The organism is Pseudomonas sp. S44 (genome assembly GCF_016624805.1).
GTDB classification, from domain to species: domain Bacteria; phylum Pseudomonadota; class Gammaproteobacteria; order Pseudomonadales; family Pseudomonadaceae; genus Aquipseudomonas; species Aquipseudomonas machongensis.
In genome coordinates, this window is the sequence record NZ_JACVTY010000006.1 from 1 (window position 1) to 25,576 (window position 25,576).

The window sequence follows — 25,576 nt, forward strand, 5'->3', positions numbered from 1 at the left end:
GGCCATGCCCGACCAGGCACTGCTGCAGGCGTTCCTGCGCGGTGCGGCGACAGGTGCAGGCGGTGGAGGCACTGCGGCAACAGGCGCGATCGGCTCTTGCGCAGGCAGCGGGCTGGAGGCCGGGACCTCGTCGAACAGGTTCCAGTCCGCCGGAATCACCCCCGGGGCGGGTGCGGCAGGCGACACGGCGGGCGTTACCGGCGCGGGCGGACGAAAGTCGTGCTGCTGGGCCGGCACATGGTCAGGTTGGCTCGCCGCCGGCACGCTGGCGGGCCCAAGGAAATCGAAGATGTCGGGCAGCGTGTCGTGGCTCGACGCCCCCTGCAGGAAAGCAGCCGGGGCGGGTGCAAGAGGGGGCTCGGAGGGCGTCGCCTGCCCGGCCATCAGCGCCTCGAAGCTCTGTGCGCCAGGCTGGCGACTCTCCTCCAGCGAGAACCCCGAATCGATGCGCGCCTGGATCTCGTACTCGCCAATCCGGATAACTTCGCCATCCATCAAGGGCTCGCTGTTTCCGCGGCGCAAACGCACGCCAGCGTGTACCAACTCCACGCCATTGGTGCTGCTATCGGTCAGGTAATAACGGCCATCTCGAAACTGGATGACACAATGATTGGACGATACCAATCGCTCAGGATCCGGCAATACCCAATCATTGTCCGGACTTCGCCCGATGGTGACGGCACCAGTCTCCACAAGCATCTCCGCACGTTGGCCCGGAGTAATCTTGTGATAACTAGTGATAGTAAGGCAAAGTGCCATCACGCCTCCTGCATATAATGTGTATCGTGATTCCATTCAAATGAGTGGATAGCGAAAATCGCCAATAAATCCTTCAAAAACAACGACATAAATACCGTCTTTAGCTGTTTTATCGCGACATATCGGCGAATTTAACCACAGCAGCAAGGCACATTGATGGCATCCGACAGATGGGCCTTCAAAGCTGCAAACTCGGTCACACCTCCACTCGGGGGCGGGTAGCTTACCTTGACAGCATTTTGGAAATAAACCATAAATGCGCAACTTTGGAGCCTGCCATTGATATCACGCCGACATCAATCGCCCGCTCCTCTACAAGTTTTTGTGCGCCAGTTCACATTTGCAACTTCGCGCAACTAAAGCCCCGCCACGGGCCGATATGGAGATCGATTCCTGGTGAACTCGCCGCTGCTGCTCGCCGCTATTTCCGATGACTTCCCATGCGGTGAAGATCTCGAATACGACGCGGACTTCCTGCAACTCGAACGCGATGCCCAAGGGCGTCCGGAGCGGGTCATGGGCGATGCGGTACAACCTGCCGAACCGCCGCAGTGGCGCACCATCGAACAGACCTGCACCGACCTGCTGCAACGCAGCAAGGACCTGCGCATCACCCACTTCCTGGTGCAGTCCAAACTCGCATTGCAAGGCTTCGTCGGCCTGGCCGCCAGCCTGGAACTGATCCGCGACCTGCTCGGCGAATACTGGCTGCACCTGCATCCGCAACTCGACGCCTCCGACGACAACGACCCGACGGTGCGTGTCAACGCCCTGTCCGGCCTGACCTGCGACGCCAACATCGCCCTGCTGCGCGAAGCCGTGCTGGCACGCTCGCGCGCCTTCGGCCCGGTCACCTTGCGCGCGGCCCTGCACGCCGCCGGCCTGCAGCACTTCGCCAGCGAAGACCTGAGCGTCGAAGCGCTGGCCGCTGCGCTGCGTGATGCCGACCCCGATGAGCTCGAACAGACTCGCCAAGCCCTGAGCCTGGCTCGCGAGGCCTGCGAAGCGATCGAGCGCCGGGTCAGCGACCAGGTCGGCTCGGCCAGCGGCGTCGACCTGTCGGCACTCAAGCAACCGCTGCGCCTGGCACAGCAGGTACTGGCCGACTACGCCCCCGGCGGCTCGCCGCCAGCCGCCGAGAACAGCGAAGCGCCGCAGGAACATTTCCAGGACGACCATTCGACGTCCACCGCCGCAGCGCCAGCCGCTCGTGCCGCTGCACGCCCCGGCGAGATCAACAACCGCGACGACGTTCAGCAAAGCCTCGAGCGCCTGCTCCAGTACTACGCCCGCCACGAGCCTTCCAGCCCGTTGCCGGTGCTGTTGCGCCGGGCCAAGAACCTGGTCAACGCCGATTTCGCGACCATCGTACGCGACCTGATTCCCGAGGGCCTTTCGCAGTTCGAGAACCTGCGCGGGCCCCAGGACGACTGATACCACCGACAGCCGCAACGAACGACAGCGCCCCCAGCGGCGACCAGGAGGAACCACGTGGCCAAAGACAGCTCCCAGAAATTCATCGCGCGCAACCGCGCGCCGCGAGTGCAGATCGAGTACGACGTCGAACTGTATGGCGCCGAGAAGAAGGTACAGCTGCCCTTCGTCATGGGCGTGCTCTCCGACCTCGCCGGCAAGCCGGCCGAACCACTGCCCGCCGTGGCCGACCGCAAGTTCCTGGAAGTCGATGTCGACAATTTCGACTCCCGCCTCAAGGCCATGAAGCCACGGGTGGCATTCAACGTCCCCAACGAGCTGACCGGCGAAGGCAACCTGAGCCTGGACATCACTTTCGAGAGCATGGACGACTTCAGCCCGGCCGCCGTTGCGCGCAAGGTCGATGCCCTGAACCAGCTGCTCGAGGCGCGCACCCAACTGGCCAACCTGCTGACCTACATGGACGGCAAGACCGGTGCCGAGGACATCATCCTCAAGGCCATCAAGGACCCTGCCCTGCTGCAGGCCCTGGCCAGCGCCCCGAAACCTTCCGATAACGAGCCGAGCGCCTGAGGAGCCCGCCATGACCGATCCGTTGCGCGATACCCAGGCCCAGCCGGCCACCACCGAGCAGGCCAGCGAATTCGCCAACCTGCTGCTGCAGGAATTCAAACCCAAGACCGAGCGTGCCAAGGAAGCCGTCGAAAGCGCCGTGCGCACCCTGGCCGAACAGGCCCTGGCGCAGACCAACCTGGTCTCCAACGATGCCATCGGTTCGATCGAACAGATCATCGCCGCCATCGACGCCAAGCTCACCGCACAGGTCAACCAGATCATCCACCACGATGACTTCCAGCAGCTGGAAAGCGCCTGGCGCGGCCTGCACTACCTGGTCAACAACACCGAGAGCGACGAGCAGCTGAAGATCCGCGTGCTCAACATCTCCAAGACCGACCTGCACAAGACCCTGAAGAAATTCAAGGGCACCGCCTGGGACCAGAGCCCGGTGTTCAAGAAGCTCTACGAAGAGGAATACGGTCAGTTCGGCGGCGAGCCCTACGGCTGCCTGGTGGGCGACTACTACTTCGATCAGTCGCCACCCGATGTCGAGTTGCTGGGCGAGATGTCCAAGGTCTGTGCGTCGATGCATGCGCCGTTCATTGCCGCTGCATCGCCAACGGTGATGGGCATGGGCTCGTGGCAGGAGCTGTCCAACCCGCGTGACCTGACCAAGATCTTCACCACCCCGGAGTACGCCGGCTGGCGCTCGCTGCGCGAATCGGAAGACTCGCGCTACATCGGCCTGACCATGCCACGCTTCCTGGCACGCCTGCCCTACGGCGCCAAGACCGACCCGGTCGAGGCCTTCGCCTTCGAGGAAGATACCGACGGCGCCGACAGCAGCAAGTACACCTGGGCCAACGCCGCCTACGCCATGGCGGTCAACATCAACCGCTCGTTCAAGCACTACGGCTGGTGCTCGCGCATCCGCGGCGTCGAATCGGGCGGTGAAGTGCAGGATCTGCCGGCGCACACCTTCCCCACCGACGACGGTGGCGTGGACATGAAGTGCCCGACCGAAATCGCCATTTCCGACCGCCGCGAGGCGGAGCTGGCGAAGAACGGCTTCATGCCACTGCTGCACAAGAAGAACACCGACTTCGCTGCCTTCATCGGCGCCCAGTCCTTGCAGAAGCCGGCCGAGTACGACGACCCGGACGCCACCGCCAACGCCAACCTGGCTGCTCGCCTGCCGTACCTGTTCGCCACCTGCCGCTTCGCCCATTACCTGAAGTGCATCGTTCGCGACAAGATCGGCTCGTTCAAGGAAAAGGACGAGATGCAGCGCTGGCTGCAGGACTGGATCCTGAACTACGTCGACGGCGATCCGGCGCACTCCAGCGAAACCACCAAGGCACAGCACCCGTTGGCGGCGGCTGAAGTGGTGGTGGAAGAAGTCGAGGGCAACCCTGGCTACTACAACTCGCGCTTCTACCTGCGCCCGCACTACCAGCTCGAAGGGCTGACCGTGTCGTTGCGTCTGGTCTCGAAGCTGCCTTCGGCCAAAGGCGCCTGAGCCTGAACCGGGGCTGCTGCGCGCCCCATCGCGGGGCAAGCCCGCGATGGGCTGCGCAGCAGCCCGATAGAACTGCCAACCGACGCGAAATACCGAGGACATCATGGCTGTAGATATTTTCATCAAGATCGGCGACATCAAGGGCGAGTCCGCAGACAAGACCCACAAGGAAGAAATCGACGTGTTGAACTGGAGCTGGGGCATGTCCCAGTCCGGCAACATGCACATGGGCGGAGGCGGCGGTGCCGGCAAGGTCAATATCCAGGACCTGTCGATCACCAAGTACGTCGACAAGTCCAGCCCCAACCTGATGGCCCACTGCTCCAGCGGCAAGCACATCGACAAGGTCAAGCTGACCGTGCGCAAGGCCGGTGGCGAGAGCCAGGTCGAGTACCTGATCATCAACCTCGAAGAGGTGATCATCAGCTCGCTGAGCACCGGCGGCTCGGGCAGCGATGACCGCCTGACCGAAAACGTCACCCTGAACTTCGCCAAGGTCACCGTGGACTACCAGCCACAGAAAGCCGACGGCACCAAGGATGGCGGCGCCATCAAGTACGGCTGGAACGTGCGTCAGAACGTCAAGATCTGATAGCGCTGTCGACTGCTTCGCGGGCAAGCCCGCTCCCACCGGGAAAAGTGCGCACCCCTGCTCCTTTCTGGGAGTGGGCTTGCCCGCGAAGCAGTCGCCACGACCCCGACCCCTTGAAGGAACCCGACCGTGGTAGCCGACATCGCCGCCCGTGACCGCCTGCAACCCTCGCTGCTGGATCGTCTGACCGACGATGATCCCGGCAACCCGCAGGAAGCCCCGGACAAGCGCGTGCTGTCGCTGCAGCAGCTCAAGGCATCGGTACTGCGCGACCTGGCCTGGCTGCTTAACACCACGTCGCTGCTCGACAGCACCAGCACTTTGAACACTCCCGCAGGCAACTCGGTGGTCAACTACGGCCTGCCCGCCCTGGCCGGCAACTGCGCCTCGAACATCGACCTGCTGGCCCTGGAGCGCATCATCCACCAGGCCATTTCCACCTACGAACCGCGCATCCTGGCCCACACCCTCAAGGTGCGCGCCATGGTCGCCCCCGGCGAGATGAACGCCAACGCCCTGAGCTTCGAGATCGAAGGTGATCTCTGGGCCCAGCCTGCGGCGCTACCACTACTGCTGCAGACCGACCTGGACCTGGAGTCCGGGCAAGTGCACGTAGCCCCCGCCGAACGCAGGAGACGCGCATGAACCCGCGCCTGCTCGATCTGTACAACCAGGAACTGCGGCACATCCGCGAAAGCGCGGCGGAGTTCTCCCGCGAGTACCCGAAGATCGCCGGGCGTCTGACCCTGTCCGGCATCGACTGTGCCGACCCGTACGTCGAGCGCCTGCTCGAAGGTTTCGCCTATCTCACCGCGCGCGTGCAGCTCAAGCTCGACGCCGAGTACCCGACCTTCACCCACAACCTGCTGGAAATCGCCTACCCGCACTACCTGGCGCCGACGCCCTCGATGACCGTGGTGCAGCTGCAGACCGATCCTGACGAAGGTTCGCTCAGCGCCGGTTTCCCGCTGCCACGCGGCAGCGTATTGCGCGCCAACCTTGGCCGCGACTCGCAGACCCCGTGCGAGTTTCGCAGCACCCAGGACGTCACCCTGTGGCCGCTGCAGGTGGCCCGCGCCGAATATTTCGGCAACCCTGGCACCGTGCTCGGCCGCCTCGCCGCCAGCGAACCCAAGGCCCGCGCCGCATTGCGGCTGACACTGCGCAGCGGTGCCGAGATCCCGTTCTCGAGCCTGCCGCTGACGCACCTGCCGCTGTACCTCAACGGTGCCGACGAAACGCCCTACCGTCTCTACGAACAACTGCTGGGCAACGCCTGTGCAGTGTTCGCCCGCCAGCCCGGCGCTGATTGGGTCGAGCGTATCCCGCTGGAGCACGCCCTGCGCCCCTGCGGTTTCGATGACAGCGAAGCGGCATTGCCGGTGGTGCCGCAGGCGTTCCAGGGCTACCGACTGCTGCAGGAATACTTTGCCCTGCCACAACGTTTTCTGTTCGTCGATTTCGCGGGCCTGGAACGGGCGGTCAAGCGCTGCAACGGCCAGGAGCTGGAGCTGCTGGTGCTGTTCGAGCGTTTCGACTCGGCGCTGGAAAGCAGCGTCGGCGCCGAGCGCCTGGTGCCCTTCTGTACCCCGGCGATCAACCTGTTCCCCCGCCGGGTCGACCGCATCCACCTGACCGACAAGGTCAACGAACACCATGTGATCGCCGACCGCACCCGCCCCACCGACTTCGAGATCCACTCGCTGCAGCGCGTCACCGGTCACGGCACCGGTGCAGACCAGGAGTTCCTGCCCTTCTACGCCGTGCGTGACCCCTCGCGCTATGGCCGCGATCAGGCCTACTACATCGTGCGCCGCGAGCAGCGAGTGCTGTCGAGCGAACAGCGGCGCAACGGCACGCGCTCAAGCTACATGGGCAGCGAAACCTTCATCAGCCTGGTCGATGGCCAACAAGCGCCACACCGCCACGACCTGCGCCAGCTGGGCATCAGCGCGCTGTGCAGCAACCGCGACCTGCCGCTGTTCATGAGCGTGGGCGATGGGCGCAGCGACTTCAGCCTCGCCGACAGCGCCCCCGTGTCTGCCGTGCGCTGCCTGGCCGGCCCCAGCCGGCCCAAAGCCAGCCATGCCCATGACAACCGCGCCTGGCGCCTGATCAGCCAACTGTCGCTGAACTACCTGTCGCTGGCCGAGCAAGGCCAGGGGGCTGCCGCCCTGCGCGAGCTGCTGCGCCTGTACGGCGACAGCCAGGACAGCGCACTGCACCTGCAGATCGACGGCCTGCGCGAGGTCAGCAGCAAGCCCTGCACCCGGCGCCTGCCGATGCCCGGCCCGATCGTTTTTGGCCGTGGCCTGGAAATTACCCTGGAATTCGACGAGAACGCCTTCCGCGGCACCGGCGTCTTCCTGCTCGGCGCGGTGTTCGAACGCTTCCTGACCCGCTACGTGTCCATCAACAGCTTCACCGAAACCGTGCTGCGCACCAGCGAGCGCGGCGAGATCATGCGATGGAAAGCCAAGCCCGGACGCAGGCCGACCCTGTGAACATACTCGAGGCCATGCAGGCCGAACCCTGGGAGTTCGACTTCTTCCAGGCGCTGCGTCGCCTCGAGGCCGAGCACCCCGAGCTGCCTCGCTTCGGTCACGCCCAGCGCCTGGCCGATGAGCCGGTGCGCCTCGGCCAGCGCCTGGACTGCAGCTTCGCCCCGGCCACCCTGGCCTCGGTAACGCAAGACGGCGAAGGGCCGGCGCGCCTGGAACAGTTCTTCTTCGGCCTCGGCGGCCCCAACGGACCGCTGCCGTTGCACCTGACCGAGTACATGCGCGAACGCCAGCGCAACCACGCCGACCACACCAGCAAGCGCTTCCTCGACATCTTCCATCACCGCCTGCTGAGCCTGTTCTACCGTGCCTGGGCCGAAGCGCGGCCAACCGTCAGTCACGACCGCCCCGGCGATGACTACTGGGCCGCGCGTCTGGCGGCCCTGAGCGGGCGCGGCCAGCCCGAACTGCAGGACCAGGGCCCGCTGCCGCATACCGCCAAGCTGCACTACTCCGGCCACCTCGCCGCACAGACGCGCTATCCGGACGGGCTGGCCAGCATCCTGGCGAGCTATTTCGGCGTGCCGGTGCGCATCGAGGAGTACGTCGGCCAATGGCTGGAACTGCCCGAGCGCAGCCGCCTCGGCGTGCACGCCAACCGCCTGGGCATGGACCTGTGCCTGGGCCGCTACGTCTGGGATCGCCAGCACAAGTTCCGCCTGTGCCTCGGCCCGCTGACGCTGGAGCAATACCACGCGCTGCTGCCGGGCGGGCAGGCGTTCATCGAACTGGCGGCCTGGGTCGCCGAGTACCAGGGCCACGAACTGGACTGGGACCTGAACCTCATTCTCGCGCGCGAGCACGTGCCCGCGCTGGAACTCGATGCCGGCAGGCGCCTGGGTTTCGACACCTGGCTCGGCCGTCCACAACACGATGCCAACGACCTCAAGCTCGCTCGCTACTACGCCGCGCAGCCGGTCCAACCGACTTGCACAAGGAGTCAGGAACATGGGTGAAATCAGCCGCGCCGCGCTGTTCGGCAAACTCAACAGCGTCGCCTACAAGGCCATCGAAGCCGCCACGGTGTTCTGCAAGCTGCGCGGCAACCCCTACGTGGAACTGGTGCACTGGTTGCACCAGTTGCTGCAATTGCAGGACAGCGACCTGCACCGTATCGTGCGCCAGTTCAACGTCGAGCCGGCGCGCCTGGCCCGCGACCTGACCGACGCCCTCGACCGCCTGCCGCGGGGCTCCACCTCGATCACCGACCTGTCCTCGCAGGTCGAAGAGGCAGTGGAACGCGGTTGGGTCTACGGCAGCCTGATGTTCGGCGAGAGTCAGGTGCGCACCGGCTACCTGCTGGTCGGCATCCTCAAGACCCCGAGCCTGCGCAATGCCCTGCTGGGTCTGTCGAGCGAGTTCGCCAAGCTCAAGGTCGAGGCCCTGAGTGAACGTTTCGACGAGTACGTCGGCGACTCCCCCGAGAACAATCTGGCCGCCAGCGACGGCTTCACCGCGGCAGCGCCGGGCGAAGCCAGCGGCGCCGTGGCCCCCGCGGCGATGGGCAAGCAGGAAGCACTCAAGCGCTTCACCGTCGACCTGACCGAACAGGCGCGCAGTGGCAAGCTCGACCCGATCGTGGGCCGCGACGAAGAGATCCGCCAACTGGTCGACATCCTCATGCGTCGCCGCCAGAACAACCCGATCCTCACCGGCGAAGCGGGCGTCGGCAAAACCGCTGTCGTCGAGGGCTTCGCCTTGCGCATCGTTGCCGGCGACGTACCGCCTGCGCTCAAGGATGTCGAGTTGCGCAGCCTGGATGTCGGCCTGCTGCAAGCCGGCGCCAGCATGAAGGGTGAGTTCGAGCAGCGTCTGCGCCAGGTCATCGAGGACGTCCAGGCCTCGCCCAAGCCCATCATCCTGTTCATCGACGAAGCCCACACCCTGGTAGGTGCCGGTGGCGCTGCCGGGACCGGCGATGCCGCCAACCTGCTCAAGCCGGCACTGGCCCGTGGCAGCCTGCGCACCGTGGCCGCGACCACCTGGGCCGAGTACAAGAAACACATCGAGAAGGACCCGGCACTGACCCGCCGCTTCCAGGTGGTGCAGGTCGATGAGCCGAGCGAGCCAAAGGCGCTGCTGATGATGCGCGGCGTGGCCTCGACCATGGAGAAGCACCATCAGGTGCAGATCCTCGACGAAGCGCTGGAAGCCGCGGTCAAGCTGTCGCACCGCTACATCCCCGCACGCCAACTGCCGGACAAGTCGGTGAGCTTGCTCGATACCGCCTGCGCACGCGTGGCCATCAGCCTGCATGCAGTGCCTGCAGAGGTCGATGACAGCCGCCGGCGTATCGAGGCGCTGGAAGTCGAGCTGCAGATCATCGCCCGCGAAGCCGCCATTGGCGTCGCCACCGAGCAACGCCAGACACAGGCCGACACGCTGTTGACCGAAGAGCGTCAGCGCCTGCTCGAGCTGGAAGGCCGCTGGGCCGAAGAAAAGACCCTGGTCGACGAACTGCTGGCCACCCGCGCCCAGTTGCGTGAGCAGGTCGGGGTGGTCGATCAGGAGGTCGATGCCCAAGGCAGCCATGAGCTGCGCGAGCGACTCGTCGACTTGCAGCAGCGCCTGAGCGCCCTGCAAGGCGAAAGCCCGCTGATCCTGCCGACCGTCGACTACCAGGCCGTGGCCTCTGTGGTTGCCGACTGGACCGGTATTCCGGTGGGGCGCATGGCACGCAACGAGATCGAGACGGTGCTCAACCTCGACAGCCACTTGGGCAAGCGCATCATCGGCCAGGACCACGCCCTGAAGATGATCGCCAAGCGTATCCAGACCTCCCGCGCCGGCCTCGACAACCCCAACAAACCCATTGGCGTGTTCATGCTTGCCGGCACCTCGGGCGTGGGCAAGACCGAGACCGCCCTGGCGCTGGCCGAGGCCATGTATGGCGGCGAGCAGAACCTGATCACCATCAACATGAGCGAGTTCCAGGAGGCGCACACCGTCTCCACCCTCAAGGGCGCGCCGCCCGGCTATGTCGGTTACGGCGAAGGTGGCGTGCTGACCGAGGCCGTGCGCCGTCGCCCCTACAGCGTGGTGCTGCTCGACGAGGTTGAAAAGGCCCACCCTGACGTACACGAGATCTTCTTCCAGGTGTTCGACAAGGGCGTGATGGAAGATGGCGAGGGGCGCCAGATCGATTTTCGCAACACCCTGATCCTGCTCACCACCAATGCCGGCACCGAGCTGATCGCCGACATCTGCAAGGACCCGCAGACCTTGCCCGAACCGGATGCAGTCGCCACCTTGCTGCGCAAGCCGCTGCTGGAGATCTTCCCGCCCGCGCTGCTCGGTCGCCTGGTGACCATCCCCTACTACCCGCTCAGCGACGCCATGCTCAAGGCCATCACCCGCCTGCAGCTGGAGCGCATCCGCAAGCGCGTGGAGGCTACGCACAAGGTCGGCTTCGCCTACGACGATGCGGTGGTGGACCTGATCGTCTCGCGCTGCACCGAGACCGAGAGCGGCGGGCGGATGATCGATGCGATCCTGACCAACGGCCTGCTGCCGGACATGAGCCGCGAGTTCCTTACCCGTCTGCTCGAAGGCAAGCCGCTGGCCAGCGTCAGCATCGGCGCGCGCGACAACGAACTGCACTATGACTTCAGCGCGGCCTGAGTCTCGCGCATACAGGAACATCCATGCTGTTCACGCAACTGACGCGCCTGGCGCAGATCAACAGCCCCCTGGGGCCGAACGTGCTGATCCTCAGCGAGATGGGCGGCAGCGAGGAGCTCGGCCGCCTGTTCGACTATGAGCTGCAGCTGACCAGCGACGATCCGGCCATCGACCTCAACCAGCTGCTGGGCAAACCCATGAGCCTGTCGCTGCAATTGAGCGGCATGGCTTCGCGTCACTTCCACGGCATCGTCGCGCGCTGCAGCCAGTCGGTCGATCGCGGTCAGTTCGCCAGCTACCGCGTCACCCTGCGGCCCTGGCTGTGGTTGCTGACGCGCACCAGCGACTGCCGGATCTTCCAGCACCTGAGCGCACCGCAGATCATCAAGCAGGTATTCCGCGACCTGGGCTTTTCGGACTTCGAGGATGCCCTGAGCCGCAGCTATCGCGAGCGCGAATACTGCGTGCAATACCGCGAGACCAGCTTCGACTTCGTCAGCCGGCTGATGGAAGAAGAAGGCATCTACTACTTCTTCCGCCATGAGGAGGCGCGTCACGTCCTGGTGCTGGCCGACGCCTATGGCGCACACCAGAAGGCGCCGGGCTACGAGTCGGTGCCGTTCTATCCGCCCGACGGCCAGCACCGCGAGCGCGACCACATCAACGACTGGCACCTGGCGCAAGAGGTGCAGTCCGGCTCGATGGAGCTCAACGACTACGACTTCCAGCGGCCCAGCGCGCGCATCGATGTGCGCTCGGTCATGCCACGTCCGCACCAGGCCGGCGACTACCCGCTGTACGACTACCCCGGCGCCTATGAGCAGACCCAGGATGGCGAGCACTATGCGCGTACCCGTCTCGAGTCGCTGCAGAGCCTGCATGAACGCGTGGAGCTGCGCGGCAACGCCCGTGGTCTTGGCAGTGGTCACCTGTTCAGCCTCAGCGGCTTCTCCCGCCAGGATCAGAACCGCGAGTACCTGATCGTCGCCGCCCGCTACTACGTAGTACAGGAGCGCCTGGAAACCGGCGGCGGCAGCGGCTCGGCGCAGTTCGAGAGCAACCTGAGCTGCATCGACGCCCAGCAGAGCTACCGGCCGGTATCGAGCACCCTGCGCCCGCTGGTCAAGGGCCCGCAGACTGCCGTGGTGGTTGGCCCGGCCGGCGAGGAGATCTGGACCGACCAGTACGGTCGGGTGAAGGTGCACTTCCACTGGGACCGCCACGACCAGTCCAACGAGAACAGCTCGTGCTGGATCCGCGTATCCCAGGCCTGGGCCGGGAAGAACTGGGGCTCGATGCAGATCCCGCGGATCGGCCAGGAAGTGATCGTCAGCTTCCTCGAAGGCGACCCCGACCGGCCGATCATCACTGGCCGGGTGTACAACGCCGAGCAGGCCGTGCCCTACGATCTGCCCGGCAACGCCACCCAGAGCGGCATGAAGAGCCGTTCGAGCAAGGGGGGCAGCCCGGCCAACTTCAACGAGATCCGCATGGAGGACAAGCGCGGGCAGGAGCAGTTGTATGTGCATGCCGAGCGCAACATGGACACGGTGGTGGAGCAGAATGAGACGTTGTCGGTGGGCATAAGCCGGACCAAGAGCGTCGGAATGGTGGAGATGGTGACCATCGGCCAGGATCGAGTACGCGCAGTACGCCATCACGATACCTTGCTGGTTGGCGCCAGCAAGACCGACAGCATCAGCACCACCTACCTGATGGAGGCCGGGGAAAAGTTGCGTCTGGTGTGCGGCGACAGTGTGCTGGAGCTCAACGCCAACGGTCACATCAATCTCACAGGCATACGCCTGAACATCAACGCCAGCGAACATGCACAGATCAATACCCCCAAAGGCACTCTCGACCTGAACATCGGTGGAGCAGCAGGCACCACACCGGGCAGCCATGGTGACAAAGGCAGCATCGACGGTAGGGTCAGCGACAAATTCCCCCGCCAGTGACGGACACCCGAATCATGAACTATCGCCTCAACGAATTTCGCTTCGACCTTCCGACCGATCAGGTGCGAGATACCAGCATCAACATCCTGCGTTTCGAGACACTGGGCACCTCACTGGTAGTCAGCCGCAGCCTGTTGAACGAAGGGGAAACGTTGCAAAGCAACTTCGACGACCAGATCCAGCGATTGCGCCAGCAGGTGCTGGATCTGCGCTTGCACACACCCCAGCCGGTGAAGCTGGGAGCAGATGGGCAACTGGAAGGCATCGAGTTGCAGAGCCAGTTCACCAAGGGCAAAGAGAAGGTTCACCAATATCAACTGGCGCTGTTGCTGCCGGGCTCGCGCAAGATGCTCGCCCTGAGCTACGTGAAGCCGCAGCCATTGGGTGAGGAGGAAGCGGCGCACTGGGCGGCTCTCAAACAGTCGCTCGACTTCGACAACCTCGGCTGAACGACTGCCATGTCCGACGCACTCTGGGCTGCGCGCGAAGGCGACGCACTGATGCACACCTCGATGATGGCCGACATCGTCGGCGGAGTACTAGAAGTCGCCGCCACCATCGCCATCGGGGCCTTGGCCACGGCTGCGGTCGGGGCTGCGCTTGGCATCACTGCTGCTACCGGTGGTCTGGGCTGCGTTGTGCTGGGCGCTGTCGTGGGGGTGGTGGTCGGCGTGGCAATGGCGAGCACCGGAGCGGACACCGCACTGAGTCGGTTCTGCGAAGGTATAGGTAACGCGCTTTTTCCACCGACAGTGCAGGCCCACATTGCCAGTGGTTCGCAAAATACCTACATAAACTCAAAACCTGCAGCCCGGGCTGCAGGTGTGGTGTTGCCTCCCCCCGCCGCTGGCCAGGCTGATGAAGGAGAAGAAGAACAAGAGCAAACCTTCCTCGACATGACGAAGGCGTTCTTTTCGCAAATGTGGCGGCCTACCGTAGCCTCGCCAGCACCGAACACCGAACCTGCGGACGATGACAAGGTGCTGTGCACCAAGCATCCGGCGATGCCTCCCCAATATATCGCCGAGGGCTCTGACAAGGTCAGCATCAATGGCCAACCAGCGGCGCGCAGCGGCGATCGCAGCACCTGCGACGCGGTGATCGTCGACTCCGGCCTGATATCGGACAACGTCCGCATTGGTGGCGAGAAAATCGTCGTACGAGAGATCCGCAGCGGTAAGACGCCAGGCATAGGCTTGGCCATCACCGCGCTGATGATGTTGCGTGGCCGTGGGGGCAAGTTCTACAGCAAGTTTGGCTGCATGCTGCTCGGTGGCGCCGCGAGTGTCGTCAGTAGCCAGGTGACGGGGGCACTCACACGTGCCATAACCGGTGCACCCAACCCGGTGCATGCAGCCACTGGCGCGAAAGTGTTGAGCGGCGAGCAGGAGCTGGACTTCACACTACCGGCGCTGATGCCACTGGTCTGGCAGCGCTTCTATAGCAGCCTGGACGAACGCCAGGACGGTTTGCTCGGCAGAGGTTGGAGCGTTCCCTACGAAGTCTGCGTGAACCTGATCGCCGATTCGGATGGCGGAGAACGCCTGCTGTACACGGATGAGCAGGCGCGGATCATCGATATGGGCACGATCCCCCCAGGCGACGCAGTATTCAGTGCCGGCGAAGGTTTGAGCGTAAGACGCGCGGCTGATGGCGAGTTGTTGATCGAGGATATGGACGGCCTCTATCGATTATTCGAACCCTCCCCAATAGATCCCCAACGCCTGCGCCTGCGCCTGTTGGGTGACCGCAATGACAATCGGGTGCACCTTCGGTACGACGAGCATGGTCGCCTGATCGGGCTCGATGACACGTACGGCGCTACCAGAATGGAATTGCGCTATAGCTCCCGATGGCCCTCTCGCGTCGCCCAGATTGTTCGCGTGTACAGTGACGGGAGCAACGAACCGCTGGTTGTCTATGACTACGACGCGTTCGGGGAGCTGGCTGAAGTCAGGGATGGCAGCGGCCAAGTGCAGCGGCTTTTCGTCTATGGTGAACACCGACGGCTGATTGAACACCGGAACGCCTCGGGATTACGTTGTCACTATGAGTGGCAAGCCCTCGGCGATGAATGGCGCGTCTGTCGGCACTGGACTTCCGAGGGTGATCAATACCAGTTTTCCTACGACCTGATCGCCGGGCTGACCCATGTTACGGACAGCCTGCAACGCACTCATACGCATCGCTGGAACAACCAATATCAAGTCGTGGAACACACCGACGCCCTGGCGAACACCTGGCATTTCGAATGGAACGATGAACGTCAGCTGTTGGGCGCGGTAGACCCTCAAGGCGGACGCTGGCAATACTTCTATGATGAATCCGGCAACCTGACCGAGACGGTGGATCCGCTCGGGCGCAGCGAATCCACGTATTGGCTGGAACATTGGGCGCTACCCAGAGAGCAAGTCGACCGCGCTGGGAATCGCTGGAAATACCGCTATGACCCGCGTGGCAACTGCACCCGTGAAGAAGACCCTGAAGGACATCTGACGCGGTTTCGCCATGACCATCACGGCAGAATGGTCGAGATGGTCGACGCTGCGGGAAAAACAAGATCACAGCGCTGGAACGACCTGGATCAAGTCATCGAGACAGTCGATTGCACGGGCTCCGTTACTCATTACAGCTACGACCACCGCGGCCATCTAGCACAGATGACGGATGCAGAGGGCTGCACGACTCGATACAGCCATGACGCACAGGGCAGGTTGCAGTCCATCACTCGGCCAGACGGTACGCACGAGCAGTACCAGCGTGCAGCCGATGGCGCCCTGATTGCCCATGTGAACGCGACTGGCCATACCACGCGCTACTCATACACAGCACGCGGACAGCTCAGCCGCCAAGTTGACGCGGCCGGCCGTAGCGTGCGTTTCGAGTACGATCACTACGGCCGACTGGTAGAGCTCGTCAACGAAAACGGCGAAGCTTATCGATTCTCCTGGGACGCGTGTAACCGCCTGGCAATGCAACGCGATCTGGGTGGTAGTCACAAGGCCTATAGCTATGACGCTCTGGGCAATCTGGTACGGCTGGTGTTCCACCCAGCGCCAGAGAGCCCCGATACTCCTGTCACCCACCAGCTCGAACGCGATGCCGTCGGTCGGCTCGTGGCCAAGATCACCTCCGATGGCCGCACGGAGTACCGGTTTGATGCCTTGGACCAGTTGCTCGCGGTGCAGACCATTGCCCTGGACGGTAACTCCCAGACGCTGAGCTATGCCTATGACAAGCTGGGGCATGTGCTCGAGGAGCACACACCACATGGCACACTTGGCTACTCCTACGACGAGCTGGGTAATCAGACCAGGCTCATCCTTCCCGATGGCCGTTCGATCAACCGCTTGATGTATGGCTCGGGTCATCTGCATCAACTGAACCTCGATGGGCACGTCATCGCCGACTTCGAGCGCGATCGGCTGCATCGAGAAATCAATCGTACCCAGGGACGCCTGCTGTACCGTAGCGATTACGACCAGCTGGGTCGGCTTCGCAGCCGTGGCAATCACGCAAGCGATCCGACATCCGCCACTTTGGCTAACGCACGTCGGCACTACAGCTATGACGGCGCCGACAATCTGATCCAGGTGGAGGAGTTCCACACGACAGGCAACACGCTTGAGACCATTGCCTACGACGTTACAGCCAGGGTGCGCTCAAGCTATGCCTCATCTGGTGGTCGTCAAGAACAGTTCAATTACGACCCCGCCGCAAACCTGCTCGACGGAATCAACAACTCTTCGGTTCAGTACAACCAACTGCTGAAGTATCAGGACAAGCGCTATCGCTACGACGGCTTCGGGCGCCTGATTGAAAAGGTCAGCAGCGCACGAGGCATCCAACACTTTCACTACGACGCTGAGCACAGACTGGTGGAAGTCCGCACCCTGCATGCCGGTCGAGAAACCTGCGTACGGATGCACTACGACCCACTCGGCAGACGTGTTGCCAAGGAACAATACGATGTACGCGGCCTTCTGCTGGGAAGAACCGACTTCCTGTGGGATGGCCTGCGTCTGCTGCATGAGCGCCGCAACGGTCGAAGCAGTCTGTACCTATATGCAGAATCTGGCCACGAACCCCTTGCACGCGTCGATGGGAACGGCGCCCATCAACGCGTACTGCATTTTCACAACCACCTCAACGGTCTGCCATATCGTCAGACCGACGAAGATGGACAGACCCAATGGGAAGCTACCTATCGGGTGTGGGGCAACACTGCCGCCGAGCGCTGCAACCCAGACCAGGGCATGGAGCAGAACCTGAGGTTCCAAGGCCAGTACCTGGATCGAGAGACCGGGCTGCATTACAACACCTTCAGATTCTATGATCCCGACATCGGACGCTTTACCCAGCCGGATCCGATAGGGTTGGCGGGGGGATGGAACCTTTACCGCTATGCTCCCAATCCATTTATGTGGATTGACCCGCTAGGGTGGGAGACTGTCCTCTACCGCTCCATGAGCATGGAAGAATATAACGGACTTATGCGAACCGGCACGTGGACATCGAATGGCACCATGGAAGGAAAATGGTTTGCTGAGTCATACAAAGATGCTGTGACATGGGGTAAGACGATGGGTCACGGCGGAGACTTCAAAATAGTTCAGGTCAAGGTTCCTGACAAACTTGCCAATGCAGCGTTCTCCTCCAGCAATTTGGACAGCATTGGCAAAGCCAGATACATAGAAATTGCAGATTTGAATCGTGCTCGCATCAAGCCACGTTGGACGCGGGGTATCTCTTGTGGAAAGTGATCAACCAATGAACAGACCTGTTCACGTAACCATATACTGGCGAAATGTAAGTGACGGCGGTAAGGCCCAGCTTCCCCTCAACCACCCCTACTACGTCATCACCGCTCCGATTGAAGGCCCTGACGGCTCACGGGCGGCCTGGAGTGTTGTACTTGAGGTCACGAAGAATCACCAATCACGTGACATCAGAATAGGAACCGGAACCGCGCGCTTCCTTGCCCCCAATGCCCCCAGGGACCTGTTATGCCCTGGCAGTACGCTGGAAGTCTACGAGGGACGACGGGCCGTAGCGCGCCTCGAGTTTGACGCCAGGGGGACGCCCACCTGAACGCCCTCAAGTCGGCCAAGATCTATCTGCGCAATTCGGGCATCAGAAAGCTCAGTATCAGAAGATGTCGGTCGGGTACTCTACGAATATGCGAGCTTCATTGCCGTCGTCGTTGTAGCGGTCCTGCCGTACCGCGTTGTTTGCCCGAATTCCATGGGCATCCGATCTCGCAGGCAGACCACATGAGCTGTCTGCAATAAAAATATGAACATCATCCAAACGATTGTGCAGCAACACACACTGATGGCTCTGCGTACCCCTACCGGTTGGTCGATCTCGAAAAATGACTTCGTCGATATCGGCCCTGACATCCTGGAAACAATCGACGATGAGCATGTGCGCTTTCTGGTAAGACAGAATTTCTTCGCCGATAACATATTCATGGCGAGCAGTGAGCGAACACTCGATAGCGGCGTCCCTATTTCCGCCACTTTGGACATCTGGTGCAGAGCACCAGATGAAGAACGCATGATCGAGTATCAGGCTTCGATAAATGTGTACAAAGGTAAAAAGAAAACGTCTATTTTCTCACTGACCTGCACCACCGAAAATCGTTATGAAGCACGAGAGATGATTGATCGCTGGGCCACCGCGTTCACGTGGAAAGTCCTGTTTGAATTTGAAAGTGCAGGATTGCCTATAGAGCACTATTTTTCAGCCGAGTGACATCAAGCAGCCAGGACCTACCTGCGCGATTCGGGTGTCAGCAAGGTCAGCTCACTGCCGGTACTGACCAAAGGTCAATACGAGGACATGTGGCAAATGACAACAAACCAGCAACTGGCGGCGATTCGCGAGGCGCTGGAAGATTACGAAGAAGGCGAAGCGATCGACCCGGTGCTGAAGAAGGCCGGGCTGGCACCTGCAAGCCAGAAAATGTCCCACGACCAGGTGGTGCAGTGGCTGCTGCAGGAGCGTGACAAGGCTGACAAGGCAAATATCGTCGCCCAGTTCCTGCACGGTGTGGAAACGAACCAGGCGCACCTGCGCGCCGGCCTTTCCTCACTCGCCAGCGCAACTCACTTCATGCAGCACCCGTTCAGCGTCGACAAGCAGCTCAATTGCCAGGTGTGCGGGGCCTTCGAGCATCTGGACATCGATTTCGTCCTGCTGAACCAGACACGCTACCTGTGCGGCAGCGTGCTGAGTGGCGATATCGCCGAGATGGCGTTCTTTCTGCAGCAGGCCAACGCCATCGACAGCCCCCGCCCTGAGGCACTGCCGCTCACGACCGGCATCTTCGAGATGATCCGGGCGATGCCAGACAGCGCCAGGCCCAAGGATATGCTCAAGCAACTGCGCAAGCTCAAGGGCGTGAAGATGAGCGAAGAGGAAGCGCGCAGCTTTATCGATCTGCTGGGGCATTGCGCGATCCTGCAGACGCCCGAACACCCCGGGCTTTTGCAGCGTTTCACCAACCAGGGCCTGGCGCCCAGCAGCTCGCGCTCGTCGGACTGGAGCTATCCGGTGGATTTCTGGACAGGGGCAAACGGCATGGACGCCGACGCGATGGAATATTGGTTCGGCGACTATCCGCAACTGCTGGAGCAATAGCCCTGAAACGAAACAGCCCCGGCAAATGCCGGGGCTGTTTCGTTACGCCAGGTCAGTATCAGAAGATGCTGATCGGGTACTCGACGAACACGCGAACTTCGTTGCCGTCGTCGTTGTAGCCGTTTTGGCGCACAGCGTTGTTGGTACGCAAGAACGAACTACGCAGCTTGATCGAGAGGTCCTTCGCCGGGCCGTCCTGCACCACGTAGCGAACCTGGTTGAAGATCTCGCGCTCCTTACCCTCGCCGAAACCTTCCGGGTTCTTGAGGTTGCGGGTGTTGATGTTGTCACCCACCACGTAAGCCAGCTTGTAGGTCAGACCAGGGATGCCGAAGGCACCGAAGTCCAGGCCGTAGCCCAACTGCCAGGAGCGCTCGTCTTCGGCGTTGAAGTCGGACCAGTACGAGTTGGCCAGGTAGATGGTCGAACCACCGTCACCGACACCGCCTTCGTTCTGGTACCAGCCATAGTTATAGCCGGTGCTGCCGGTGCTGCGCTGGTGGGCCAGTGTGAAGGAGTGCGGGCCATAGGCGTAGGTAGCCGCCAGGCTCCAGATGGTGTTGCGGTCGCCATTCAAGCCAGCTTCACGCACATACTTGTTGTCGATATCCGACTTGTAGCCGTTGAAGTCCAGGGTCAGGGACTGGTCGGCCGCGATCGGGAAGACGTAGTTCAGGCCCAGGTAGTGCTTCTTCATGACATCTTCGTTGTCCGCGGTGTACAGCGACGCGGTGAAGTTGTCGGTGAACTTGTAGCTGCCGCCGAGCACGTTGATCGACTTCAGGCCACCGCCATCACGGCGCTCGGCACTCTTGCGGGCTTCCTGGGTGAAGCGGCCTGCATTCAGCTCCAGGCCTTTGATCTCCTTGGAGGTGATCATGGTGCCAGTGAAGCTCTCTGGCAGCAGACGAGCGTCGTCGTACTGCAGGACCGGCAGAGCCGGCATCTGGTCACCGTACTTGAGCACAGTGTTGGAGATGCGGAACTTCACCGCTGCACCACCACGAGCCAGGTTGTGAGGGGCGTTGGTTTTCTCACCGTCGAAGGTGGGGTCGGAGCGTTTGAAGAAGTCGACACCGCCACCCTGATTACGACCCTTGCCACCATCCAGGCGCACGGCGTACAGGCCGAAGGCGTCGACACCGACACCCACGGTGCCTTGAGTGAAGCCGGACGAGAAGTTGGCGATCACACCCTGGCCCCACTGGGACTGGTCGTTGGTGTGGTGCTTCTTGTCACGGTTGATGAAGGCGTTGCGCAGGAGGACGTTGGCGTGGCTGTCCTCGATGAAGCCCTTGCTTTCGGCCTGGTCGTTGGCCTGGGCCTGAGTGGCGGCGATGAGTGCCAGCGCTACCAGGCTGATCCTTGTATTCAACATGTTGTTTTCCTTATTACCGAATCAGAACGCTCTGCTACCTAAAACGCCAGGAACCAACGCCCCTTCGTAGGTTCGACGCTTGTATCCAAACTGAAAACCCCGCTCCTTTTGCAGGTAGCGGGCTTCGTCCGGCGCTCGGCCAACTGATGGCCGGCAGGCGTAGAGGCCGAATCCTAGCCGCGTGTGCTTCGCAATGTCAAAAAAACGTGAAATGAAGGTTGATATAACCAAATTAAAGGCCAGAGCTGGTGCAAAACTGTGCTGAATCGCAGAGCAGACAGTTATTCCCTCTCTTTTCTGTACTTTCGTACAGGCAACTCACTTCTGGTTGGCTTGACAAAAACACCTCGATAAAAGCGAATAATTACCAGTTACAATTTGATACATTCGTAAATACGCGCCTTTACAAATAGCCAAGCAAGAGCAAATAGCAAGCATTACCATTCGCATCCTCTTCATAACAATCTCTGCTGGATGCCTGCCGATGCTTGTCCCCTGCCGCTTGTCTCCCCTGTCTCTGGGCCTGTCACTGATGTTCAGCGCAGGCCTTGCCAGCGCTGCCACCACTACCCTGCCTGAGCTCTCGGTCACTGCTGAAAGTGAACGCGAGCGCGATAATCCGCGGGTCAAGGACGTCAGCACCGCCACCCGCACCTCGACGCCGGTGCGCTACGTCCCGCAGGCGATCGACACGGTCAAGACCGCCAACGTACTGGACTACGGCAACAACAGCCTGGGCAAGGCACTGGAAGGCATCCCCAACGTCAGCAGCGGCGCCGACACACGCTTCGACAGCCTGCGTATCCGCGGCTTCGACGCCAGCAACGACCTCTATCTGGACGGCGTGCGTGATGACAGCCAGTACGTGCGCGACCTGCACAACATCGAGCGCATCGAGGTGCTCAAGGGCCCGGCAGCCGTGCTCTATGGCCGTGGCAGCCAGGGCGGCATCGTCAATCGGGTGAGCAAGGCGCCCGAGCATGGCCGGCGCTCGACCATCGAAGCCCAGGGCGGCAGCGAGGACCTGCGCAGCCTGTACGCCGATCTCAGTGCCGACCTGAGCGACGACATCAGCGTGCGCCTGAACATGGGCAACCAGGACAACAACAGTTTCCGCGATGGGGTCGATGGCAACCGCCAACTGTTCGCCCCGTCGCTGAGCTGGCAACTGAACCCCGACCTGAACTGGCTGGTGCAGTACGAATACAGCCGCTACAACCGCACCCCGGATCGCGGCATTCCTGGCGTCGGCGGTCGTCCGGCGGATGTCGGGCGCAGCACTACGTACGGCGACACGCAGCGCGATTTCATCGACGACAAGTCGCAGTCGCTACGCTCGCGCCTGAACTACCAGCTCAGCGACAACTGGCAAGTGCGCCATACCCTGAGCCTGTTCAAGCTCGACAGCGACTTCGACAACACCTACCTCACCGGCTACACCCCCAGCACCAATCTGGTGACCCGCCAGCGCTGGCAGCAGGACCTGAACACCCGCAACCTTTTCAACAACCTCGAGGCCGAGGGCGATGTCAGCACCTGGGGCCTGGAGCACAAGCTGCTGCTGGGACTGGAATTCGGCAATCAGCGCCGCGATCCGCGCCTGTACACCGCGCGGGCGGTGAGTGCCGGTGGCCAGGCGGTGCCGTCGCTGAACCTGAACAACCCCAACCGGCGCCTGCAACACAACGGTCCCATGGTGCCGTCGAGCTACAACCACACGGTGGTCGATAGCCGTGGCGTCTACCTGCAGGACCAGATCCGCCTCAACGACCAATGGCAGATCCTGGCGGGCGTGCGCTTCGACCAGTTCGAGGTGGAAACCACCAACAAGCTGCGCGGCATCTCGGAAAAACAGGACGACAACAGCACCAGCCCGCGCCTGGGCGTGGTCTATTCGCCATGGCAGGAGCATTCGTTCTATGCCTCCTGGAGCAAGACCTATTCCCCGGTCGGCGGCGGCCTGATCGGTATCACCCCCGGCGCTGCCGGCAACACCAACGAAACGGCTCCAGAGAACACCCGGCAGAAGGAAATCGGGGTCAAGAGCGACTGGTTCGACGAGCGCCTGAGCACCACCCTCGCCATCTACGAGCTGGAGCTCTACAACCGTCGCACCACTGACCCGGACAACCCTGGCATCACCATCCTCACCGGCCTGCAACGCTCGCGTGGCGTGGAGCTGACCGCCCAGGGCAATGTGGTCGGCAACTGGTACGTACGCGGCGGCATCGGCCTGCAGGATGCCATCATCGCCAAGGACAACAGCGGCCTGGAGGGTAACCGGGTAAACAACGTGGCGCGGCGCAACGCCAGCCTGTTCGTGACCTGGAAGCCGGAGCTGGGCTGGTACGCCGAAACCGGCCTGGTACTGGTCGGCGAACGCTACGCCGACAACCAGAACACCACGGTGCTGCCAGGCTATGGGCACTGGGATGCACTGGCCGGCTACCGCACCCACGACTGGGACGTTCGCGCTGCGCTGAACAACATCACCGACAAGACCTACTACAGCTCGGCGACCAGCGCCGCGCAGATCCAGTTCGGCGATCCGCGCAGCCTGGTGGTGACAGGCACCTACAGCTTCTGACCGATGGGCCCTATCCAGAACCGCGGCAACTAGGCTTCAATACGCGTTTTTTCCGGACACACCCAAGGATTCACCCATGGCTTCCAACACCAAGCAACAGAAACGCGCCAAGCGCGCCGCCTCCAAGGCCAAGCAGAACCGCATGGTCCGCGGCGGCCAGGCGGTCAAGGCCAGCGCTGGCGACAGCGCCAGTGTCGAGCAGGTGTACAACAAGGCCATGGAGTCGGGGAGCTATGACGCCCTGTTCGACAAGATGAAGGAGGCCCAGGAAACCAGCCTGGTGTCGATGATCTCGGTGTTTCTGGTCGATCCATTGCTGGCGCTGGTACTCAAGGGGCACAAGGAAGAGCACGCCACCGACTACATCGTCCTGGTGTTCACCGCTTACCGCGCCTGGCTCGATGGCGCCGATGAAGCGGCGACCATGGCCTGGCTGGAGAGCGATGAGTTCCAGGACGCCTACGTGGCGGCGTCGGAGGCAGTGGCCAAGCAGCAGCAACAGCAGAAGCAGTTCGGCTGAAGCTCGGCTTGCGCCCACAAAAAAACCCTCGGGTCGATCCCGAGGGTTTTTTTATGCCGCGCGATAACGATTACTGCAGGGAAGGCGCTTCGCCGGCTTCCTGCATGCGCTGCAGTTCCTGTGCGTACAGGGCATCGAAGTTCACCGGCGACAGCATCAGCGCCGGGAACGAGCCACGGGTCACCAGGCTGTCGAGGGTTTCACGCGCGTACGGGAACAGGATGTTCGGGCAGAACGCACCCAGGGTGTGGCTCATGGAAGCTGCATCCAGACCCGAGATCAGGAAAATGCCCGCCTGCTGAACTTCAGCGATGAAGGCGACTTCTTCGCCGTTCTTTACGGTAACCGACAGGGTCAGCACGACCTCGTGGAAGTCACCTTCCAGGGCCTTCTGGCGGGTGTTCAGGTCCAGCGCGACGCTGGGTTCCCACTGCTGGCGGAAGATCTGCGGGCTTTTCGGGGCTTCGAACGACAGGTCACGCACGTAGATGCGCTGCAGGGAGAATTGTGGGCTGTTCTCTTCGGCGGCGCCGTTGTTCTGTTGGTCAGTCATGGCAGATCCTTTTCTGAAAATGGTTGAAAGAGGCGTGAATCAGGCCTCGAGCAGGGCGTCGAGCTTGCCCGAGCGCTCCAGCGCAAACAAGTCATCGCAACCGCCAACGTGGGTGCTGCCGATCCAGATCTGCGGCACCGAGGTACGCCCGGCCTTCTGCGCCATCTCGGCGCGCAGCTGGGGCTTGCCGTCGACACGGATTTCCTCGAACGCCACCTGCTTGCTCGCCAGCAGTTGCTTGGCGCGCATGCAGTAGGGGCAGTAGTCGCTGGAGTAGACGGTGACGGGCTTCATATCACTTCACCAGGGGCAGGTTATCGGCTTTCCAGCTGGACACACCACCGCTGAGCTTGGCAGCGGTGAAGCCAGCCTTGAGCAGCTCGCGGCAGATGGTGCCGGACTGCTGGCCCATCGCATCGACGATGATCAGGGTCTTTTCTTTGTGTTTTTCCAGCTCGGCAATGCGGCCGATGACTTTGTCCTGCGGAATGTTCAGCGCCCCGACGATGTGGCCGGCGGAGTATTCCTTGCTTGGACGGATATCGATCACCACGCCCTTCTCGGCGTTGACCAGCGCGGTCAGTTGGCCGTTGCTCAGGCTCTGGCCGCCGCGGCGGATTTCATTGACCAGCAGCAGGATCAGCAGGACGAAGAAGATCGCAACCAGGATGAAGTGATCTGTCGCGAATTGAATCAGGTGAGCAACCATCAGGGGTGTTCCAGGCGATTGAAAATGCCGGCCAGTATACACAGCCACCCATGCCCGCCAAAGCCCGCCGGGCCGGCTCGGAAACAGCCTTCATCTGCAACCCGTCGGGACGCTGGTCGTACGAACCGACGAATATTCGCCGTCGCTGGCCGATTTGCCCTAAAATGCGTGTCTTTATCATC

At 62.2% G+C, this 25,576-nt stretch carries 20 protein-coding genes; 15 read left to right on the forward strand and 5 right to left on the reverse strand.

Annotated elements, in window-relative coordinates; genetic code table 11:
- Positions 1 to 759, reverse strand: a 759-nt coding sequence (gene tagH, locus IAE40_RS06920) for a type VI secretion system-associated FHA domain protein TagH (protein ID WP_200602906.1), incomplete at its 3' end; no start/stop codon positions are given.
- Positions 760 to 1,155: 396 nt separating this feature from the next.
- Here tagH and tssA point away from each other — a divergent pair.
- From tssA to IAE40_RS06985, 13 genes are all read left to right on the forward strand, one after another.
- Positions 1,156 to 2,193 carry a type VI secretion system protein TssA gene (gene tssA / locus IAE40_RS06925; RefSeq protein WP_153773323.1) on the forward strand — a complete coding sequence of 346 codons (1,038 nt, stop codon included), beginning with the start codon at positions 1,156 to 1,158 and terminating at the stop codon, positions 2,191 to 2,193.
- A gap of 57 nt (positions 2,194 to 2,250) precedes the next feature.
- On the forward strand, positions 2,251 to 2,766 hold the full coding sequence (tssB, locus tag IAE40_RS06930) for a type VI secretion system contractile sheath small subunit (protein WP_054891229.1): 516 nt from the start codon (positions 2,251 to 2,253) through the stop codon (positions 2,764 to 2,766).
- A 10-nt stretch (positions 2,767 to 2,776) separates the two neighbouring features.
- Complete coding sequence (tssC, locus tag IAE40_RS06935) at positions 2,777 to 4,270, forward strand: type VI secretion system contractile sheath large subunit (protein ID WP_063541557.1); 1,494 nt, start codon at positions 2,777 to 2,779, stop codon at positions 4,268 to 4,270.
- A 103-nt stretch (positions 4,271 to 4,373) separates the two neighbouring features.
- Positions 4,374 to 4,862, forward strand: coding sequence for an Hcp family type VI secretion system effector (locus tag IAE40_RS06940; protein ID WP_054891227.1), 489 nt, complete (start codon positions 4,374 to 4,376; stop codon positions 4,860 to 4,862).
- A gap of 129 nt (positions 4,863 to 4,991) precedes the next feature.
- Positions 4,992 to 5,507: a type VI secretion system baseplate subunit TssE gene (gene tssE, locus IAE40_RS06945; RefSeq protein ID WP_063541559.1), complete on the forward strand. Its 516-nt coding sequence runs from the start codon at positions 4,992 to 4,994 to the stop codon at positions 5,505 to 5,507.
- A complete protein-coding gene (gene tssF, locus IAE40_RS06950; RefSeq protein ID WP_054891225.1) occupies positions 5,504 to 7,366 on the forward strand; it encodes a type VI secretion system baseplate subunit TssF in 1,863 nt (620 codons plus the stop codon). The genes tssE and tssF overlap by 4 nt, the downstream gene beginning before the upstream one ends.
- The gene (tssG, locus tag IAE40_RS06955; RefSeq protein ID WP_200602907.1) at positions 7,330 to 8,379 is read left to right on the forward strand and encodes a type VI secretion system baseplate subunit TssG; all 1,050 of its coding nucleotides are present in this window, start codon (positions 7,330 to 7,332) and stop codon (positions 8,377 to 8,379) included. The genes tssF and tssG overlap by 37 nt, the downstream gene beginning before the upstream one ends.
- Positions 8,372 to 11,044: a type VI secretion system ATPase TssH gene (gene tssH / locus IAE40_RS06960; RefSeq protein WP_063541561.1), complete on the forward strand. Its 2,673-nt coding sequence runs from the start codon at positions 8,372 to 8,374 to the stop codon at positions 11,042 to 11,044. The genes tssG and tssH overlap by 8 nt, the downstream gene beginning before the upstream one ends.
- A gap of 23 nt (positions 11,045 to 11,067) precedes the next feature.
- Positions 11,068 to 13,002, forward strand: coding sequence for a type VI secretion system Vgr family protein (locus IAE40_RS06965; protein WP_153773319.1), 1,935 nt, complete (start codon positions 11,068 to 11,070; stop codon positions 13,000 to 13,002).
- Between the two features lie 14 nt (positions 13,003 to 13,016).
- The gene (locus IAE40_RS06970) at positions 13,017 to 13,451 is read left to right on the forward strand and encodes a DcrB-related protein (protein ID WP_153773318.1); all 435 of its coding nucleotides are present in this window, start codon (positions 13,017 to 13,019) and stop codon (positions 13,449 to 13,451) included.
- A 9-nt stretch (positions 13,452 to 13,460) separates the two neighbouring features.
- A complete protein-coding gene (locus IAE40_RS06975) occupies positions 13,461 to 17,765 on the forward strand; it encodes an RHS repeat-associated core domain-containing protein (RefSeq protein WP_200602908.1) in 4,305 nt (1,434 codons plus the stop codon).
- Positions 17,766 to 18,297: 532 nt separating this feature from the next.
- Positions 18,298 to 18,759 (forward strand): hypothetical protein, encoded by a 462-nt coding sequence (locus IAE40_RS06980; RefSeq protein WP_200602909.1) that lies wholly within the window; start codon positions 18,298 to 18,300, stop codon positions 18,757 to 18,759.
- Positions 18,760 to 18,855: 96 nt separating this feature from the next.
- On the forward strand, positions 18,856 to 19,647 hold the full coding sequence (locus IAE40_RS06985; protein ID WP_200602910.1) for a hypothetical protein: 792 nt from the start codon (positions 18,856 to 18,858) through the stop codon (positions 19,645 to 19,647).
- Between the two features lie 58 nt (positions 19,648 to 19,705).
- On the opposite strand, the gene IAE40_RS06990 is transcribed toward IAE40_RS06985, so the two are convergent.
- The gene (locus tag IAE40_RS06990; RefSeq protein WP_063541571.1) at positions 19,706 to 21,025 is read right to left on the reverse strand and encodes an OprD family porin; all 1,320 of its coding nucleotides are present in this window, start codon (positions 21,023 to 21,025) and stop codon (positions 19,706 to 19,708) included.
- 484 nt (positions 21,026 to 21,509) lie between these two features.
- On the opposite strand from IAE40_RS06990, the gene IAE40_RS06995 reads away from it, so the two are divergent.
- Positions 21,510 to 23,612, forward strand: a complete 2,103-nt coding sequence (locus IAE40_RS06995; RefSeq protein WP_200602911.1) for a TonB-dependent receptor — start codon at positions 21,510 to 21,512, stop codon at positions 23,610 to 23,612.
- A 76-nt stretch (positions 23,613 to 23,688) separates the two neighbouring features.
- The gene (locus IAE40_RS07000) at positions 23,689 to 24,132 is read left to right on the forward strand and encodes a hypothetical protein (RefSeq protein ID WP_153773313.1); all 444 of its coding nucleotides are present in this window, start codon (positions 23,689 to 23,691) and stop codon (positions 24,130 to 24,132) included.
- A 70-nt stretch (positions 24,133 to 24,202) separates the two neighbouring features.
- Here the strand turns inward: IAE40_RS07000 and secB are convergent, their stop codons facing one another.
- Genes secB through IAE40_RS07015 form a run of 3 tightly spaced genes read right to left on the reverse strand, consistent with a single transcriptional unit; the run spans position 24,203 to position 25,394 of the window.
- On the reverse strand, positions 24,203 to 24,685 hold the full coding sequence (gene secB / locus IAE40_RS07005) for a protein-export chaperone SecB (protein ID WP_054891215.1): 483 nt from the start codon (positions 24,683 to 24,685) through the stop codon (positions 24,203 to 24,205).
- A 39-nt stretch (positions 24,686 to 24,724) separates the two neighbouring features.
- Positions 24,725 to 24,979, reverse strand: a complete 255-nt coding sequence (grxC, locus tag IAE40_RS07010; RefSeq protein ID WP_200602912.1) for a glutaredoxin 3 — start codon at positions 24,977 to 24,979, stop codon at positions 24,725 to 24,727.
- Position 24,980: 1 nt separating this feature from the next.
- Positions 24,981 to 25,394 (reverse strand): rhodanese-like domain-containing protein, encoded by a 414-nt coding sequence (locus IAE40_RS07015; protein ID WP_054891213.1) that lies wholly within the window; start codon positions 25,392 to 25,394, stop codon positions 24,981 to 24,983.
- Positions 25,395 to 25,576: the final 182 nt, after the last annotated feature.

Excerpts from the sequence above, each read along its gene's own strand:
- tssC (WP_063541557.1), top strand. The coding sequence starts at position 2,777 with ATGACCGATCCGTTGCGCGATACCCAGGCCCAGCCGGCCACCACCGAG.
- IAE40_RS06940 (WP_054891227.1), top strand. The coding sequence starts at position 4,374 with ATGGCTGTAGATATTTTCATCAAGATCGGCGACATCAAGGGCGAGTCC.
- tssF (WP_054891225.1), top strand. The coding sequence starts at position 5,504 with ATGAACCCGCGCCTGCTCGATCTGTACAACCAGGAACTGCGGCACATC.
- tssG (WP_200602907.1), top strand. The coding sequence starts at position 7,330 with ATGGAAAGCCAAGCCCGGACGCAGGCCGACCCTGTGAACATACTCGAG.
- tssH (WP_063541561.1), top strand. The coding sequence starts at position 8,372 with ATGGGTGAAATCAGCCGCGCCGCGCTGTTCGGCAAACTCAACAGCGTC.
- IAE40_RS06965 (WP_153773319.1), top strand. The coding sequence starts at position 11,068 with ATGCTGTTCACGCAACTGACGCGCCTGGCGCAGATCAACAGCCCCCTG.
- IAE40_RS06970 (WP_153773318.1), top strand. The coding sequence starts at position 13,017 with ATGAACTATCGCCTCAACGAATTTCGCTTCGACCTTCCGACCGATCAG.
- IAE40_RS06975 (WP_200602908.1), top strand. The coding sequence starts at position 13,461 with ATGTCCGACGCACTCTGGGCTGCGCGCGAAGGCGACGCACTGATGCAC.
- IAE40_RS06980 (WP_200602909.1), top strand. The coding sequence starts at position 18,298 with ATGAACATCATCCAAACGATTGTGCAGCAACACACACTGATGGCTCTG.
- IAE40_RS06985 (WP_200602910.1), top strand. The coding sequence starts at position 18,856 with ATGACAACAAACCAGCAACTGGCGGCGATTCGCGAGGCGCTGGAAGAT.
- IAE40_RS06990 (WP_063541571.1), bottom strand. The coding sequence starts at position 21,025 with ATGTTGAATACAAGGATCAGCCTGGTAGCGCTGGCACTCATCGCCGCC.
- IAE40_RS06995 (WP_200602911.1), top strand. The coding sequence starts at position 21,510 with ATGCTTGTCCCCTGCCGCTTGTCTCCCCTGTCTCTGGGCCTGTCACTG.
- IAE40_RS07000 (WP_153773313.1), top strand. The coding sequence starts at position 23,689 with ATGGCTTCCAACACCAAGCAACAGAAACGCGCCAAGCGCGCCGCCTCC.
- secB (WP_054891215.1), bottom strand. The coding sequence starts at position 24,685 with ATGACTGACCAACAGAACAACGGCGCCGCCGAAGAGAACAGCCCACAA.
- grxC (WP_200602912.1), bottom strand. The coding sequence starts at position 24,979 with ATGAAGCCCGTCACCGTCTACTCCAGCGACTACTGCCCCTACTGCATG.
- IAE40_RS07015 (WP_054891213.1), bottom strand. The coding sequence starts at position 25,394 with ATGGTTGCTCACCTGATTCAATTCGCGACAGATCACTTCATCCTGGTT.